This window comes from Enterobacter sp. 198, assembly GCF_009025585.1.
Classification (GTDB): domain Bacteria; phylum Pseudomonadota; class Gammaproteobacteria; order Enterobacterales; family Enterobacteriaceae; genus Enterobacter; species Enterobacter ludwigii.
The window spans coordinates 1-18,018 of record NZ_WCIM01000013.1 but is presented as its reverse complement, the minus strand read 5'-3'; the positions used below and the strand labels follow the sequence as shown (position 1 = coordinate 18,018).

The window sequence follows — 18,018 nt, the reverse complement described above, 5'->3', positions numbered from 1 at the left end:
GATGTTACGTATTGCCGATAAAGTCTTTGATTCACATCTGTTTACCGGAACCGGGAAATTCGCATCACCCCAGCTGATGGTCGATGCCATCCGTGAAAGCGGCAGCCAGCTGGTCACGCTGGCGTTAAAACGCGTGGATCTGCGCCATCACAGTGATGCCATTCTGGCGCCTTTACTGGAAACTGGCGTCACGCTACTGCCAAATACTTCCGGCGCGAAAACGGCCGAAGAGGCCATTTTCGCCGCCCAACTGGCGCGTGAAGCGCTCGGCACACGCTGGCTGAAGCTGGAAATTCACCCGGATGCTCGCTGGCTGTTGCCCGACCCGATCGAGACGCTGAAAGCGGCAGAAAAGCTGGTACAACAAGGGTTCATCGTTCTGCCTTACTGCGGTGCCGATCCGGTACTCTGCAAACGTCTGGAAGACGTTGGCTGCGCCGCCGTTATGCCGCTGGGCGCACCTATTGGCTCCAACCAGGGGCTGGAAACCCGGGCGATGCTGGAGATCATCATTGAGCAGGCCACCGTTCCGGTGGTGGTGGATGCGGGTATTGGCGTACCAAGCCATGCCGCGCAGGCGCTGGAGATGGGGGCGGATGCGGTGTTGGTGAACACGGCCATCGCGGTTGCCGACGATCCGGTCATGATGGCGCGCGCGTTTCGCATGGCGGTGGAGGCTGGCCTGCTGGCACGGCAATCAGGCCCTGGCTCACGCAGTTTTCAGGCGCAGGCCACCAGCCCGCTGACCGGTTTTCTGGAGGCAATCTCATGACCACCTTTACCGACCGCTGGCGGCAGCTTAACTGGGACGACATTGCCCTGCGCATCAACAGCAAAACGCCGGTCGACGTCGAGCGCGCACTGAATGCACGCCATCTGACCCGCGACGATTTAATGGCCCTGCTCTCCCCTGCGGCCAGCGCTTATCTGGAGCCGATGGCCCAGCGCGCCCAGCGTCTCACCCGACAGCGCTTTGGCAACACGGTAAGCTTTTACGTCCCGCTCTATCTCTCAAACCTGTGCGCCAATGACTGTACCTACTGCGGCTTCTCCATGAGCAACCGCATTAAGCGTAAGACGCTTGATGAGGAGGAGATCGCGCGCGAGTGTGCGGCCATCCGGGAAATGGGCTTCGAGCATCTCCTGCTGGTCACCGGTGAACACCAGGGCAAAGTCGGGATGGACTACTTCCGCCAGCACCTTCCTGCCATTCGTCGTCAGTTCGCCTCGTTGCAAATGGAAGTGCAGCCCCTGTCGCAGGATGAGTATGCGGAGCTCAAAACGCTCGGACTGGATGGAGTGATGGTCTATCAGGAAACGTACCACGAAGCGACCTACGCACGGCATCACCTGAAGGGCAAGAAACAGGACTTCTTCTTCCGCCTTGAAACGCCGGACAGGCTCGGACGTGCCGGGATCGACAAAATTGGCCTTGGTGCGCTGATTGGGCTTTCCGATAGCTGGCGCGTGGATTGCTATATGGTGGCGGAACATCTGTTGTGGCTTCAGCAGCACTACTGGCAGAGCCGCTACTCCATCTCCTTCCCCCGGCTGCGCCCGTGTGCTAGCGGGATTGAACCGGCCTCACTCATGGACGAGCGCCAGCTGGTACAAACGATCTGCGCGTTTCGCCTGCTTGCCCCGGAGGTTGAATTATCGCTCTCAACACGTGAATCACCGGCGTTCCGCGACCGCGTGATCCCGCTTGCGATAAACAACGTGAGCGCATTTTCCAAAACACAGCCGGGCGGTTACGCCGATGATCACCCTGAACTGGAGCAGTTTGCCCCGCATGATGGACGACGTCCGGAAGCGGTCGCCGCGGCCCTGAGCGCGCAGGGGCTGCAGCCGGTCTGGAAAGACTGGGACCGCTGGCTGGGAAGAGCCTCGCAATTACGCTGAAACATACTGCAACTCCGCAGAAATAAAACGAGGCGGCACGGAGAGTCACAACCGGATGATTGTCAGCTATCGTCCGGTTTTTTATTGTCATGTGGTCAGCAACGGACGCTGACCAGGGCGAAAAGCTTCTTCCTCGTTTCGCCCTGCCTCTGACTTATCGTGCACACTGAATTTCTGATTTTATGAGTAATTTCTTAGCCATTCTTAAGATAAATCATCTCGTCTGAAATCGTGTTCCGTATAATTCACAGCTAACCGCAGGACTGCGACTATGCTGAGAGGATATCGGCAGACGAAAAGCATTCACCCTCAGGAATGATGTACAACTCATGGCACTTCACAGCAAAAAACTCTCTTTTACCCGGCCAATAATGGCCAGCTTCGCGGGGATACTGTGCAGTTTTGCACTGATCGCTGTCGTGGTTACGCTTTCGCAACGAAAGGATTTTCTTGAGGATTATCATAAAATTAATGGTAATTTCACGCATAATCTGGCGGTTAACTATACCGAATCAATGTTGCGTGAAAACGACTATATTCTTGGTCGTTCTGCGATGTACTTTTCCCGCAACGAAATACTGAATGAGACGCTGAACATCAACCCGACGCAAGGGTTGCAGATGTTGATGCATTTGCAAAACCTGATGCCGACCGTGTCATCCATCTCGCTGGCCGACACGGAAGGGCATTATTTGCACGTTCCAGAAGCGCCTCCCACGGAAAAAAGTAAAAACGCCGATCCGCGGACTCGCCCGTGGTTTGTCGCCTACGCGGAAGCCAGTATTTTCAGCCATTATACCCACCCTTATATGGACTACTTTACCGGGCATCCAACGGTCACGCTTTATAAGCCATTGATTTCAACAGAAGGCAGACTCAAGGGAACCCTCGCCTTTCATCTTGATTTGGCGTCGATGGGGTATACCCTTCGACAGATGGTGGCCCCTGTACAAGGGGAATTCTTCGTCGTCGAGCGCGACGGAACCGTGGTGCTTCATCCTGACACGGGCGCGCTGTTCAAAAAATACGTGAGCGAAGCGCTGATGGACAAAATGACCAGCGGCGAGGGGCATTTATACGACCGGAAAAGTAAAACCTGGTATTACTACTACTCCTTCACTAACCCGGATTGGTTTGTCATCTACCGGGTCTCTGGCGCGACCCTGACGGATATTACCCGCCACGAAACCACTATCGTTGGCTGGGGATTTGCACTGGCGGCGATTATTATCATTCTCTTCGGTTTGTACCTTCGCCATGCCTCGCGTACCGTGCTGATGCATATTATCAACGCCATCAAAACTGGCGACGTCAGCCAGGCACCGCGTCTGGAAGCGATGCTGAGTCATACCATCCAGTCGAATAAAGAGCGTGAGATGGCATATGTCCGCCAGGCAACCCACGATGCGCTAACAGGCTGCAAAAACCGCCGCGCGTTCGATACCGATGTGGAAGAGTTAATGGCGGCTCAACAGCCTTTCGCACTGGCGCTGGTGGACATCGATAACTTCAAATCAATCAACGATACCTGGGGCCACCTTAGCGGCGATATTGTCCTGCGTAACGTGGCGCGTGAAGGGATCCAGATCATGCAACCGCACCACATCTCGGTGTACCGGTATGGTGGAGAAGAGTTTGCGGTGGTCTTCCAGGCTACGCAAATTGCTGATGCAATCTCGTTGCTGGAAGCATGGCGTACCACCATTGAAAAACGCGTCTGGCGGGAAGAAAACCTACAGGTCACGTTCAGTGCAGGCCTGGGGGAATGGCATTTCGAACCGCTGGAGCAATTTGTCGGGAGCGTGGATAACGCACTTTACAGCGCAAAACAGCAGGGTAAAAACCGTATCCTTCGGACCTCCATCCGTTAATTTCTTCCCTCCCACGCTGTCCGTTTCGACGGGCAGCGTGCGCTTTCATGCAAAATTGTAACCGGTTTCAGAAAATCACCCATTTCTTTGTGATGCCTGACACACAATCGCGGTAAAGCGGTTGTTGAAGCGGTCTGCACGGGATAATTATCAATAAACACATGTAGATCGAGGCTGATTATGAAGAACATCGTTTTATGCTGTGCAGCGGGAATGTCAACCAGCATGCTGGTTCAACGTATGAAAGACGCCGCGCAGAAAAAAGGGGTTGAAGTCACCATTAAAGCCGTTCCGGTTGCGGAGTTTAAAGATAATATCGCGACGGCTGACATCGTATTGCTGGGGCCACAGGTTAAATACGAGCAGGCTAAACTTCAGGCGCAGGCCGATCCGCTGGGTAAAAAGGTCGCGGTTATCGACATGATGGATTACGGCATGATGAAAGGTGATGTCGTCCTGGAAAAAGCGCTTAAATTACTGGAGTGACCCGTGGAAGATTTAGAAACAACGATCATGGAACTGCTGGTCAACGCGGGAGCAGCGCGCAGTGCTGCCCTTACGGCGTTGCAGATGGCCCGTAAAGGTGACTTTGACGAAGCCGAAAAGGCGATGGAAGAGTCGCGTGAATACGTGAAACATGCCCACACCATCCAGACGCAGCTGATTGGTCTTGATGAAGGGACCGGAAAGCTGCCGGTTAACCTGATCACCGTCCACTCTCAGGATCACCTGATGAACGCGATGGTCATTCAGGACCTGGCGGGCGATATGATTGAGCTGTATCGTCGGCTACCGCTGATAAACTGAAAAATATGCAGACATAAAAAAACCCGCCGAAGCGGGTTTTTTATTTGCTGAATCAACGATTACTCGTTGTCAGAACCACCCAGACCTGCGTTCAGCAGTTCTGCCAGGCTCGCGGATGCATCTTCAGCAGTTACCTGCGGTGCAGCTGGCAGTTCGCCTGCAGCACGACGACGCATACGATCCTGATGGTACGCATAACCGGTACCAGCCGGGATCAGACGACCCACGATAACGTTCTCTTTCAGACCGCGCAGTTCATCACGCTTACCTGCTACAGCGGCTTCGGTCAGGACACGCGTGGTCTCCTGGAACGATGCTGCAGAGATGAAGGACTCGGTTGCCAGAGACGCTTTGGTGATACCCAGCAGATCGCGCGAGAAGGTCGCAGCGATTTTGCCGTTCGCTTCCAGATCGCGGTTAGCGATCTTGACGCGTGAGTATTCAACCTGCTCGCCTTCCAGGAACTCAGAGCTGCCTGCGCTATCGATGGTTGCTTTACGCAGCATCTGACGAACGATAACTTCGATGTGTTTATCGTTAATCTTAACGCCCTGCAGACGGTATACGTCCTGTACTTCGTTAACGATGTAACGAGTAACAGCATGCACACCACGCAGACGCAGGATGTCGTGCGGCGCTTCTGGACCGTCGGAAACCACGTCACCACGTTCTACACGTTCACCTTCGAACACGTTGAGCTGACGCCATTTAGGAATCATCTCTTCGTACGGCTCGCTGCCATCTACTGGGGTGATAACCAGACGGCGTTTACCTTTGGTCTCTTTACCGAAGGAGATGATACCGCTGATTTCAGCCAGGATTGCAGGCTCTTTCGGACGACGTGCTTCGAACAGATCCGCAACGCGTGGCAGACCACCGGTGATGTCCTTGGTACCGCCGGATTCCTGAGGAATACGCGCCAGGGTGTCACCAGAACTGATCTGTACGCCATCTTCCAGCTGTACAATCGCTTTACCCGGCAGGAAGTACTGCGCAGGCATATCGGTACCAGGGATCAGAACGTCGTTACCCTGAGCATCAACGATTTTCAGTGCAGGACGCAGATCTTTACCACCGGCAGTACGCTCAGCAGAGTCCAGAACGACCAGAGAAGACAGACCGGTCAGCTCGTCGGTCTGACGAGTAATGGTCTGGCCGTCGATCATGTCAGTGAAGCGGATGAAACCACTTACTTCGGTGATAACCGGCATGGTGTGTGGATCCCAGTTTGCAACGGTTTCACCGCCGGCAACCTGCTCGCCATCACCTTTCGCCATAACAGCACCGTAAGGCACTTTATAGCTCTCTTTGGTACGACCGAATTCGTCGATCAGCTTCAGCTCGGTGTTACGAGAGGTCACAACCAGCTTGCCTGCGGAGTTAACAACAGACTTCGCGTTGCTGAGCTTGATGCTACCTTTGTTTTTCACCTGGATGCTGGATTCAGCAGCCGCACGAGATGCCGCACCACCGATGTGGAACGTACGCATCGTCAGCTGTGTACCCGGTTCACCGATGGACTGTGCCGCGATAACACCGATTGCTTCACCTTTGTTGATGATGTGGCCACGCGCCAGGTCACGACCATAGCAGTGCGCACATACACCGAAATCGGTGTCACAAGATACAACGGAACGAACTTTCACAGAGTCAACAGAGTTCGCTTCCAGCAGGTCACACCACTGTTCGTGCAGCAGCGTGTTGCGTGGAACCAGAATGTCTGCGGTACCCGGCTTCAGAATGTCTTCCGCGGTTACACGACCCAGTACGCGATCGCGCAGCGGCTCTTTAACATCACCACCCTCGATAACCGGGGTCATGGTGATACCTTCGAGGGTGCCACAATCGTCTTCGGTCACAACCAGATCCTGCGCAACGTCAACCAGACGACGCGTCAGATAACCGGAGTTCGCTGTTTTCAGTGCGGTATCCGCCAGACCTTTACGCGCACCGTGAGTAGAGATGAAGTACTGGAGTACGTTCAGACCTTCACGGAAGTTCGCGGTGATTGGCGTTTCGATGATGGAGCCATCTGGCTTCGCCATCAGACCACGCATACCTGCCAGCTGACGAATCTGTGCTGCAGAACCACGCGCACCGGAGTCGGCCATCATGTAAATGCTGTTGAAGGAAACCTGCTGCTCTTCTACGCCGTCACGGTTAATCACGGTTTCGGTTTGCAGGTTATCCATCATCGCTTTGGATACACGATCGTTCGCCGCAGCCCAGATATCGATAACTTTGTTATAGCGTTCGCCCGCGGTAACCAGACCAGACTGGAACTGCTCCTGGATCTCAGCAACTTCGGCTTCCGCTTCAGAGATGATCTCGTGTTTCTTCTCTGGGATAACCATGTCATCGATACCAACAGATGCACCTGAACGCGCTGCATATGCAAAGCCGGTGTACATTGTCTGGTCAGCGAAGATAACCGTCGGCTTCAGACCCAGAATGCGGTAACAGGTGTTCAGCATTTTGGAGATCGCTTTCTTACCCAGCGCCTGGTTGACGATGGAGAAAGGCAGACCTTTCGGTACGATCATCCACAGAATGGCACGGCCAACGGTCGTGTCTTTCAGGCTGGTTTTCGCAACGAATTCGCCGTTAGCATCTTTTTCATATTCAGTGATACGCACTTTGACACGCGCATGCAGAGAGGCCAGGCCAGCGCGATAGATACGCTCAGCTTCTTTAGGGCCAGTCAGCACCATGCCTTCGCCTTTGGCGTTAACACAGTCGCGGGTCATGTAGTACAGACCCAATACAACGTCCTGAGAAGGAACGATGATTGGTTCACCGTTCGCTGGAGACAGGATGTTGTTAGTAGACATCATCAGCGCACGCGCTTCGAGCTGGGCTTCCAGCGTCAGCGGTACGTGAACAGCCATCTGGTCACCATCGAAGTCGGCGTTATATGCCGCACAAACCAGCGGGTGCAGCTGGATAGCTTTACCTTCGATCAGTACCGGTTCAAATGCCTGGATACCCAGACGGTGCAGTGTTGGTGCACGGTTCAGCAGTACCGGGTGTTCGCGGATAACTTCGTCCAGGATATCCCAAACGACAGCTTCTTCACGCTCAACCATTTTCTTAGCGGCTTTGATGGTGGTGGCCAGGCCACGCAGTTCCAGCTTGCCGTAGATGAACGGTTTGAACAGCTCCAGTGCCATTTTCTTCGGCAGACCGCACTGATGCAGACGCAGGTATGGACCTACGGTGATAACAGAACGACCGGAGTAGTCAACACGCTTACCGAGCAGGTTCTGACGGAAACGACCCTGTTTACCTTTGATCATATCGGCCAAAGATTTCAGAGGACGTTTGTTAGAACCGGTGATCGCACGACCGCGACGACCGTTATCCAACAGGGCATCTACCGCTTCCTGCAGCATACGTTTTTCGTTACGTACGATGATGTCCGGCGCAGCCAGATCCAGCAGACGTTTCAGACGGTTGTTACGGTTGATAACGCGACGATACAGATCGTTCAGATCCGACGTTGCGAAACGACCACCATCCAGCGGAACCAGCGGACGCAGATCTGGCGGCAGCACCGGCAGAACGGTCAGGATCATCCACTCTGGTTTGTTACCAGACTGAACGAATGCTTCCAGCAGTTTGATACGCTTGGTCAGCTTTTTACGCTTGGTTTCGGAGTTGGTTTCGTTCAGCTCTTCACGCAGCTGCTCGCACTCTTGCTCCAGGTCCATGCTTTTCAGCAGGGCCTGAATAGCTTCCGCACCCATCTTCGCGTCGAATTCGTCACCGAACTCTTCCAGCGCGTCCAGATACTGTTCTTCGGTCAGAATCTGGTGGCGTTCCAGGTTCGTCATACCGCCTTCGATAACCACATAAGATTCGAAGTACAGAACACGTTCGATATCGCGCAGCGGCATATCCAGCAGCAGGCCGATACGGGACGGCAGAGATTTCAGGAACCAGATGTGCGCAGTTGGAGATGCCAGTTCGATGTGGCCCATGCGCTCACGGCGCACTTTGGTCTGGGTCACTTCAACGCCGCACTTCTCACAGATCACACCACGGTGTTTCAGGCGCTTGTACTTACCGCACAGGCACTCGTAGTCTTTTACTGGCCCGAAAATTCGTGCACAGAAAAGGCCGTCACGCTCAGGCTTGAACGTACGGTAGTTGATGGTTTCCGGCTTTTTAACTTCACCGAAAGACCATGAACGGATCATGTCTGGCGAAGCCAGAGCAATTTTGATCGCATCAAACTCTTCGGTTTTAGTCTGCGCTTTCAGAAACTTTAATAAATCTTTCACGGATTTGCTCCCGTCGGAGTTAGCACAATCTGGTGTCGGGGGTTAGCCCGACACCAGTGACCTGTTTGAGCGAGAATTACTCGTCTTCCAGTTCGATGTTGATACCCAGCGAACGAATCTCTTTCAACAGTACGTTGAAGGACTCTGGCATGCCCGGTTCCATCTGATGATTGCCGTCCACGATGTTTTTATACATCTTGGTACGACCGTTCACGTCATCAGACTTAACGGTGAGCATTTCCTGCAGGGTGTATGCTGCGCCGTATGCTTCCAGCGCCCACACTTCCATCTCCCCGAAGCGCTGACCACCGAACTGCGCCTTACCACCCAGCGGCTGCTGAGTAACCAGGCTGTAAGAACCGGTAGAACGAGCGTGCATCTTGTCGTCGACCAGGTGGTTCAGTTTCAGCATGTACATGTAACCTACGGTTACCGGACGCTCGAACTGTTCACCGGTACGGCCATCAAACAGCGTAATCTGACCAGACGTTGGCAGACCACCCAGTTGCAGCAGCTCTTTGATTTCAGCTTCTTTTGCACCGTCGAATACCGGCGTTGCAATCGGCATACCTTTGCGCAGGTTCTCTGCCAGACGCAGCACTTCTTCATCGCTGAAGGTGCTCAGGTCGACTTTCTGACGAACGTCGGTACCCAGATCGTAGGCACGCTGGATGAATTCGCGCAGTTTCGCGACTTCTTCCTGCTGTTTCAGCATGGCGTTGATCTTATCGCCGATACCTTTCGCAGCCATACCCAGGTGGGTTTCCAGAATCTGACCGATGTTCATACGAGACGGTACGCCCAGTGGGTTCAGTACGATATCTACCGGCGTACCGTTAGCATCGTGCGGCATATCTTCGATCGGGTTGATCTTAGAGATAACACCCTTGTTACCGTGACGACCTGCCATCTTATCACCAGGCTGGATCTGACGTTTAACAGCCAGATACACCTTAACAATCTTCAGCACGCCTGGTGCCAGATCGTCGCCCTGAGTGATTTTACGGCGTTTCGCTTCGAGTTTTTTCTCGAACTCGTGTTTCAGTTCGTCATACTGCTCAGCCAGCTGTTCCAGCTGATTTTGTTTCTCTTCGTCGGTCAGGCCCAGTTCCAGCCAGCGATCGCGTGGCAGTTTGTCGAGCTTCTCAGCTTCAACGCCACCGGCAACCAGCACCGCATAGATACGGCTGAACAGACCCGCTTCGAGGATCTGCAGTTCTTCAGACAGGTCTTTCTTAGCCTGTTTGAGCTGCATCTCTTCGATTTCCAGCGCACGCTTATCTTTTTCAACGCCGTCACGGGTGAAGACCTGAACATCGATAACTGTACCGGAAACACCGTTTGGTACGCGCAGAGAAGAGTCTTTAACGTCAGACGCTTTCTCACCGAAGATAGCACGCAGCAGTTTCTCTTCTGGCGTCAGCTGGGTTTCACCTTTCGGCGTTACCTTACCAACCAGAATGTCGCCGCCGGTCACTTCTGCACCGATGTAAACGATACCGGATTCATCCAGTTTGGAGAGCGCAGCTTCACCCACGTTAGGGATGTCAGCGGTGATCTCTTCTGGCCCCAGCTTGGTGTCACGGGACACACATGCCAGTTCCTGAATGTGGATGGTAGTGAAACGATCTTCCTGAACCACACGCTCGGAGACGAGGATGGAGTCTTCGAAGTTGTAACCGTTCCACGGCATGAACGCTACGCGCATGTTCTGACCGAGCGCCAGTTCACCGAGGTCGGTGGACGGACCGTCTGCCAGCACGTCGCCGCGCTCAACGGGCTCACCCAGAGACACACAAGGCATCTGGTTGATACAGGTGTTCTGGTTAGAACGGGTGTATTTGGTCAGGTTATAAATGTCGATACCTGCTTCGCCCGGGTACATCTCGTCTTCGTTAACTTTGATAACGATACGGGAAGCATCCACGTACTGAACAGTACCGCCACGTTTAGCCACCGCAGTAACACCGGAGTCAACGGCAACAGCACGTTCCATACCGGTACCAACCAGCGGCTTATCAGCACGCAAAGTTGGAACGGCCTGACGTTGCATGTTCGCACCCATCAATGCACGGTTGGCGTCATCGTGTTCCAGGAACGGGATCAGGGACGCACCGACGGATACCACCTGCTGGGTGGATACGTCCATGTAGTCAACCTGGTCGCGGCTGAACAAGCTGGATTCGCCTTTGCTACGGCAGGTAACCAGATCTTCTACAAAGTGGCCTTCGTCATCCAGGTTGGAGTTCGCCTGAGCGATAACGTAGTTGCCTTCTTCGATAGCAGACAGGTAGTGAATTTCGTCAGTTACAACACCGTCGGTCACTTTACGGTACGGCGTCTCAAGGAAACCGTATTCGTTAGTCTGTGCGTACACGGACAGGGAGTTGATCAGACCGATGTTTGGACCTTCAGGCGTTTCGATTGGACATACGCGACCGTAGTGAGTCGGGTGTACGTCTCGAACTTCGAAGCCTGCACGTTCACGGGTCAGACCGCCTGGGCCGAGTGCAGAGATACGACGTTTGTGCGTGATCTCAGACAGCGGGTTGTTCTGGTCCATGAACTGAGACAGCTGGCTGGAACCGAAGAACTCTTTCACTGCTGCAGAAATCGGCTTGGCGTTGATCATATCCTGAGGCATCAGGGTATCCAGATCGCCCAGAGACAGACGCTCTTTCACCGCACGCTCAACACGTACCAGGCCAACGCGGAACTGGTTTTCCGCCATTTCGCCTACGGAACGGATACGACGGTTGCCGAGGTGGTCGATATCGTCCACTTCGCCTTTGCCGTTACGGATATCGATGAGCTTCTTCATCACTTCGATGATGTCGTCTTTGCTCAGGATACCGGAACCTTCGATCTCATCACGCAGCAGAGAACGGTTGAACTTCATACGACCAACCGCGGACAGATCGTAGCGGTCTTCGGAGAAGAACAGGTTCTCGAACAGGCTTTCAGCCGCTTCGCGAGTTGGTGGTTCACCAGGGCGCATCATGCGGTAGATTTCTACCAGCGCGCTCAGACGATCGGTCGTTGGATCGACGCGGATAGTCTCAGAGATATAAGGACCGTGGTCCAGATCGTTGGTGAACAGCGTTTCGATGCGTTTGTGGCCAGACTGGCTCAGCTTAGCCAGCAGATCCAGGCTCAGCTCCATGTTCGCCGGGCAGATCAGCTCGCCAGTTGATTCATCAACGTAATCTTTCGCGGCTACTTTTCCAGCAATGTATTCAACCGGAACTTCGATGAGTTTGATATCATCTTTTTCCAGCTGACGGATGTGGCGCGCGGTAATACGGCGGCCTTTTTCCACATACACTTTGCCGTCGGCTTCGATGTCGAACGACGCGGTCTCACCACGCAGACGCTCTGGCACCAGCTCCATCTGCAACTTGTTGTCGCGGATTTCAAAGATTACTTTCTCAAAGAACAGGTCCAGGATCTGTTCAGTGGTGTATTGCAGCGCACGCAAAATGATGGTCGCAGGCAGTTTACGACGACGGTCGATACGGACAAACAGGTTGTCTTTAGGATCGAACTCGAAGTCCAGCCAGGAACCACGGTAAGGAATGATACGCGCGTTATACAGTACTTTACCGGATGAGTGTGTTTTACCTTTATCGCTGTCGAAGAAGACACCCGGGCTACGATGCAGCTGGGAAACGATAACACGCTCAGTACCGTTGATGACGAAAGTACCGTTGTCTGTCATGAGTGGAATTTCACCCATGTAGACTTCTTGTTCTTTAATGTCTTTTACGGTGCCTTCTGGCGCTTCGCGCTCATAGATCACCAGACGCAGTTTTACGCGCAGCGGTGCGGAATAGGTCACGCCACGGATCTGACATTCCTGAACGTCAAACACCGGTTCGCCAAGGCGGTAGCTGACGTACTGCAGCTCGGAGTTACCGCTGTAGCTCTGAATCGGGAACACGGAACGGAAGGCTGCTTCCAGGCCGTACTGCCCTTCAGGATCTTGCTCGATAAACTTCTGGAACGAGTCAAGCTGGATAGAAAGGAGATATGGAATGTCCAGAACTTGTGGACGTTTACCAAAATCCTTACGAATACGTTTTTTCTCGGTATAGGAGTAAACCATAGGGTTCCTCAGCTCGCTGACAAGTCGACCCATCTGTCCGACGAAGGGACAGTTTGTGCAACACCATTTTGTGGACCGGAAAATTGAATACTTTCCGCAATACCTGTTGCTATCACGCTTAAATCATTTCGTCGCGATTTACACAGAGCGCGCACCCTGTCGCAATATATTAAGTCGTCGATAGAAACATGCATTGTCAGGACAACCAGTAGTCAAACAGTGTGAAATGCTACTGATGCCTTACAGCGCAAAAAGGCTGGTGACTAAAAAGTCACCAGCCATCAGCCTAATGACTTAGGCTGCAACCAGAAAAGTTGGCTTATTTAACTTCAACTTCAGCGCCAGCTTCTTCCAGAGATTTTTTCAGTGCTTCTGCGTCGTCTTTGCTCACGCCTTCTTTCAGCGCAGCTGGAGCAGCTTCTACCAGGTCTTTAGCTTCTTTCAGACCCAGGCCAGTTGCGCCACGTACTGCTTTGATAACAGCAACTTTGTTAGCGCCAGCAGCTTTCAGAATTACGTCGAATTCAGTTTTTTCTTCAGCAGCTTCAACCGGGCCAGCAGCTACAGCTACAGCAGCAGCAGCGGAAACACCGAATTTTTCTTCCATTGCAGAGATCAGTTCTACAACGTCCATTACGGACATAGCTGCAACTGCTTCAATGATTTGATCTTTAGTGATAGACATTTAAATTGTTCCTGAAAATCAGAATAAGTTTATACGTAAGCAAATGCTTTATAAAGATAACTGCGATTAAGCAGCTTCTTTTGCATCGCGAACAGCAGCCAGAGTGCGAACCAGTTTGCCAGCCGAAGCTTCTTTCATGGTTGCCATCAGGCGTGCAATTGCTTCTTCGTAGGTCGGCAGGGTTGCCAGGCGATCGATTTGCGATGCCGGGATCAACTCACCTTCAAAGGCTGCAGCTTTGACCTCAAATTTTGCATTCGCTTTCGCGAACTCTTTGAACAGACGAGCAGCAGCGCCCGGGTGTTCCATAGAGTATGCAATAAGGGTCGGACCAACAAACGTGTCTTTCAGGCACTCGAAAGGAGTACCTTCAACTACGCGACGCAGCAGGGTGTTACGAACAACACGCATGTATACGCCAGCTTCACGACCTGCTTTACGCAGTTCAGTCATTTTGTCTACAGTAACGCCACGGGAATCCGCAACTACTGCAGACAGCGCGCCTTTGGCTACTTCGCTGACTTCAGCAACAATCGCTTGTTTGTCTTGAAGATTTAAAGCCATTAGCTTTGCTCCTGGATGTTTGCCGGAACTCATGTTCCGGAACTCACTTCACTCTCCCCAACGGAAAGAGCGTCTTAATACGGTGAGCAGAAACAAGCCAGAGTATCCAAAAATAATCTTAGCGTTCTGTCACCGTCTACGCAGGGCATTAAGTTTCTAGCGAAACACCTGCGGTCTTCGACGGAGGCCTGGATTAGGCCAGGCTCCAACGAACAAATCTTTTAGCCGCTAACTTTTGTTAGCAAACGTGGGGGTAAGATTGTAGACAAAATCACCGCCCACGTAAAGGCATTAGTTTGCAGCAGCGCTCAGGCCAGCCTGGTCAACTGCAACACCTGCACCCATGGTGGTGGAGATGCTAACTTTCTTGATGTACACGCCTTTCGCCTGAGTTGGTTTTGCTTTTTTCAGCGCAACCAGCAGAGCTTCCAGGTTTTCTTTCAGTTTGTCAGCGTCAAAGTCCACTTTACCGATGGTGGTGTGGATGATGCCGTTTTTGTCGTTACGATAACGAACCTGACCTGCTTTAGCGTTCTTAACAGCTTCAGCAACGTTAGGGGTTACAGTACCCACTTTCGGGTTTGGCATCAGGCCGCGTGGACCCAGAACCTGGCCCAGCTGGCCAACAACGCGCATTGCATCTGGAGAAGCAATAACAACGTCAAAGTTCATTTCGCCTTTCTTGATCTGGTCAGCCAGATCTTCCATACCTACCAGTTCAGCGCCGGCAGCTTTAGCCGCTTCAGCGTTTGCACCCTGAGCAAATACAGCTACGCGTACGGAACGGCCAGTACCGTGTGGCAGTACAGTTGCACCACGAACGTTCTGATCAGATTTACGAGCATCGATGCCCAGGTTAACAGCAACGTCAACGCTTTCAACGAACTTAGCGGTAGCCAGTTCTTTCAGCAGAGCGATAGCTTCGTTGATGTCGTACTGTTTGGTCGCATCAACTTTGTCACGGATCACGGACATGCGCTTGGTCAGTTTAGCCATTTCTTAGTCCTCCACTACCAGGCCCATGGAACGTGCAGTACCTTCGATTGAGCGAGTCATCGCTTCAATGTCGGCACCAGTCATGTCGGCAGCTTTGGTCTGCGCGATTTCCTGCAGCTGAGCGCGGGAAATTTTACCCACTTTGTCTTTGTTCGGTTTACCGGAACCAGACTTGATACCCGCCGCTTTCTTCAGCAGAACTGCTGCTGGAGGGGTTTTGGTAACGAAAGTGAAAGAACGGTCAGCGTATACAGTGATAACAACTGGGATTGGCAGACCTTTTTCCATGGATTCGGTTTTGGCGTTGAACGCTTTACAGAATTCCATGATGTTCACACCCTGCTGACCCAGAGCTGGACCAACTGGTGGACTTGGGTTCGCCATACCTGCTGCAACCTGCAGCTTGACGTAGGCTTGTACTTTCTTAGCCATTCTAAAATCCTCTGATTGGGTGATAACGCCTCAAGAAGGCTCCCCGTGAATAAAATCGTTTTACAGGCCGCAGCCCATAAAAACAAAAGGCGCGAAATTGTATTCCAATCTCGCGCCTTGTGCAACGATTAAATCGTCGCTTTTTTGATCGCTGCTTAGGCTTTTTCGACCTGGGCAAAGTCCAGTTCTACCGGGGTCGCACGACCGAAGATAGAAACGGACACTTTCAGGCGGGACTTTTCGTAGTCCACTTCTTCAACCACGCCATTAAAGTCAGCAAACGGACCGTCATTAACACGAACCATTTCACCCGGTTCAAACAGCGTTTTCGGACGCGGCTTATCACCCACCTGCTGCAGGCGGTTCATAATCGCATCAACTTCTTTGTCGCTGATTGGCGCCGGACGGTCAGACGTGCCGCCGATAAAGCCCATCACGCGCGGTACGCTGCGCACCAGGTGCCAGCTCGCGTCGTTCATAACCATCTGAACCAGCACGTAACCCGGGAAGAATTTACGCTCGCTTTTGCGACGTTGGCCGCCACGGATCTCGACCACTTCTTCGGTCGGAACCATAACTTCGCCAAATAACTCTTCCATGTTGTGTAATTTGATATGCTCACGCAGCGACGTTGCTACGCGGCCTTCAAAACCGGAAAACGCCTGAACGACGTACCAGCGCTTTTTAGGGGCTTCAGACATCTCAGAACCTCAGGCCAGTGATAAAGGATACCAGGCGAACCAGAATACCATCCAGTCCCCACAGGATCAGTGACATTACAGCGGTAACCGCCGCTACGATCAGCGTGGTGTGCAATGTTTCCTGGCGAGTCGGCCAAATTACCTTGCGGACTTCGGTACGCGCTTCGCGAGCAAAAGCGACAGTCGCTTTGCCTTTTGTCGTCAACAGCGCGACACCACCCGCTGCAGCAATCAGAATTACCACTGCAAGCGCGCGTAGCGGCAGCATCATGTCACGATAAAGGTAGTTGCCGACAATCGCTACAATCAGCAGCACGGCTACGACTACCCATTTCATCGCTTCCAGGCCGCGCCCGCTCCCTTGAGCTTCGGTATTCGCACTCATAAACCAACCTGTCAGAAGTATTCTACAAACATTTTCACCCCGCGATTGCGAGGCAAACCAAATCGAAATGCTAATTCGCTTTTCGGATTATACGCTCTCTGCAGAGCCTGTCTCAGCAATGATTATGACAAATTTAATCACTGATGAGCCAGGTTCTGATCTGAAAGCGTGCAAAAAGGGCATCAAATGATGCCCTTTTATTGCGCATTGCGTCAAATGTTATCAGCAATTAGCCGAGAACTTTAGCAACCACGCCCGCGCCAACGGTACGGCCACCTTCACGGATTGCGAAACGCAGACCGTCGTCCATCGCGATTGGGTGGATCAGCGTCACAACCATCTTGATGTTGTCGCCTGGCATTACCATCTCAACGCCTTCTGGCAGTTCGATGGTACCGGTCACGTCAGTTGTACGGAAGTAGAACTGTGGACGGTAGCCTTTGAAGAACGGAGTATGACGGCCGCCTTCGTCTTTGGACAGGATGTACACTTCAGATTCGAACTTGGTGTGTGGCTTGATTGAGCCTGGCTTAGCCAGTACCTGACCACGTTCGATTTCTTCACGTTTGATACCACGCAGCAGAACACCTACGTTCTCACCAGCACGGCCTTCGTCCAGCAGTTTGCGGAACATTTCAACGCCAGTACAGGTAGACTTAGCAGTCTCTTTGATACCAACGATTTCAACTTCTTCGCCAACTTTGATGATACCGCGCTCAACACGACCGGTAACAACGGTACCACGACCGGAGATGGAGAATACGTCTTCGATTGGCAGCAGGAACGGCTTGTCAATCGCACGCTCTGGTTCTGGGATGTAAGAATCCAGGAAGCCAGCCAGTTCGATGATTTTCTCTTCCCACTCTGCTTCGCCTTCCAGCGCTTTCAGCGCGGAACCACGAACGATTGGGGTGTCGTCGCCTGGGAAATCGTACTGAGACAGCAGTTCACGAACTTCCATCTCTACCAGTTCCAGCAGCTCTTCGTCATCAACCATGTCACATTTGTTCAGGAACACGATGATGTAAGGAACGCCTACCTGACGACCCAGCAGGATGTGCTCACGAGTCTGAGGCATTGGGCCGTCAGTCGCAGCAACAACCAGGATCGCGCCGTCCATCTGCGCAGCACCGGTGATCATGTTTTTAACATAGTCGGCGTGGCCTGGGCAGTCTACGTGTGCGTAGTGGCGAGTCGGGGTGTCATATTCAACGTGAGAAGTGTTGATGGTGATACCACGCGCTTTTTCTTCTGGTGCGTTATCGATCTGGTCGAATGCACGAGCAG

At 52.7% G+C, this 18,018-nt stretch carries 14 protein-coding genes; 5 read left to right on the top strand and 9 right to left on the bottom strand.

Annotation, left to right across the window (positions count from 1 at the left end):
• The first annotated feature begins 1 nt into the window (after window position 1).
• From thiG to F8561_RS05990, 5 genes are all read left to right on the top strand, one after another.
• Window positions 2–772, top strand: coding sequence for a thiazole synthase (gene thiG, locus F8561_RS06010; protein ID WP_049022680.1), 771 nt, complete (start codon window positions 2–4; stop codon window positions 770–772).
• Window positions 769–1,902 carry a 2-iminoacetate synthase ThiH gene (thiH, locus tag F8561_RS06005; RefSeq protein WP_151887236.1) on the top strand — a complete coding sequence of 378 codons (1,134 nt, stop codon included), beginning with the start codon at window positions 769–771 and terminating at the stop codon, window positions 1,900–1,902. Before thiG ends, thiH begins: the two co-directional genes overlap by 4 nt.
• 329 nt (window positions 1,903–2,231) lie before the next feature.
• Entirely contained in the window at window positions 2,232–3,773 is a 1,542-nt protein-coding gene (locus F8561_RS06000; RefSeq protein WP_108647630.1) for a sensor domain-containing diguanylate cyclase, read from the top strand.
• Between the two features lie 180 nt (window positions 3,774–3,953).
• Window positions 3,954–4,259, top strand: coding sequence for a PTS sugar transporter subunit IIB (locus F8561_RS05995; protein WP_014068453.1), 306 nt, complete (start codon window positions 3,954–3,956; stop codon window positions 4,257–4,259).
• Window positions 4,260–4,262: 3 nt separating this feature from the next.
• Window positions 4,263–4,580 carry a PTS lactose/cellobiose transporter subunit IIA gene (locus tag F8561_RS05990; RefSeq protein WP_014168157.1) on the top strand — a complete coding sequence of 106 codons (318 nt, stop codon included), beginning with the start codon at window positions 4,263–4,265 and terminating at the stop codon, window positions 4,578–4,580.
• Window positions 4,581–4,639: 59 nt separating this feature from the next.
• Here F8561_RS05990 and rpoC read toward each other — a convergent pair whose 3' ends face one another.
• The 9 genes from rpoC to tuf all read right to left on the bottom strand — a co-directional run.
• Window positions 4,640–8,863, bottom strand: a complete 4,224-nt coding sequence (gene rpoC / locus F8561_RS05985; protein ID WP_014168156.1) for a DNA-directed RNA polymerase subunit beta' — start codon at window positions 8,861–8,863, stop codon at window positions 4,640–4,642.
• A 76-nt stretch (window positions 8,864–8,939) separates the two neighbouring features.
• Window positions 8,940–12,968 (bottom strand): DNA-directed RNA polymerase subunit beta, encoded by a 4,029-nt coding sequence (rpoB, locus tag F8561_RS05980; RefSeq protein ID WP_020882980.1) that lies wholly within the window; start codon window positions 12,966–12,968, stop codon window positions 8,940–8,942.
• A 319-nt stretch (window positions 12,969–13,287) separates the two neighbouring features.
• Window positions 13,288–13,653, bottom strand: coding sequence for a 50S ribosomal protein L7/L12 (gene rplL / locus F8561_RS05975; protein WP_014168154.1), 366 nt, complete (start codon window positions 13,651–13,653; stop codon window positions 13,288–13,290).
• 66 nt (window positions 13,654–13,719) lie between these two features.
• Window positions 13,720–14,217, bottom strand: coding sequence for a 50S ribosomal protein L10 (rplJ, locus tag F8561_RS05970; protein WP_004097644.1), 498 nt, complete (start codon window positions 14,215–14,217; stop codon window positions 13,720–13,722).
• A 291-nt stretch (window positions 14,218–14,508) separates the two neighbouring features.
• Window positions 14,509–15,213, bottom strand: coding sequence for a 50S ribosomal protein L1 (rplA, locus tag F8561_RS05965; protein WP_006810530.1), 705 nt, complete (start codon window positions 15,211–15,213; stop codon window positions 14,509–14,511).
• A 3-nt stretch (window positions 15,214–15,216) separates the two neighbouring features.
• Window positions 15,217–15,645, bottom strand: coding sequence for a 50S ribosomal protein L11 (gene rplK / locus F8561_RS05960; RefSeq protein ID WP_008808007.1), 429 nt, complete (start codon window positions 15,643–15,645; stop codon window positions 15,217–15,219).
• 155 nt (window positions 15,646–15,800) lie between these two features.
• The gene (gene nusG / locus F8561_RS05955; protein ID WP_003862341.1) at window positions 15,801–16,346 is read right to left on the bottom strand and encodes a transcription termination/antitermination protein NusG; all 546 of its coding nucleotides are present in this window, start codon (window positions 16,344–16,346) and stop codon (window positions 15,801–15,803) included.
• 1 nt (window position 16,347) lies between these two features.
• Complete coding sequence (gene secE, locus F8561_RS05950) at window positions 16,348–16,731, bottom strand: preprotein translocase subunit SecE (RefSeq protein WP_003862342.1); 384 nt, start codon at window positions 16,729–16,731, stop codon at window positions 16,348–16,350.
• A gap of 229 nt (window positions 16,732–16,960) precedes the next feature.
• Window positions 16,961–18,018 (bottom strand): elongation factor Tu (gene tuf / locus F8561_RS05945; RefSeq protein ID WP_049012212.1); only part of this gene is annotated, 1,058 nt, incomplete at its 5' end.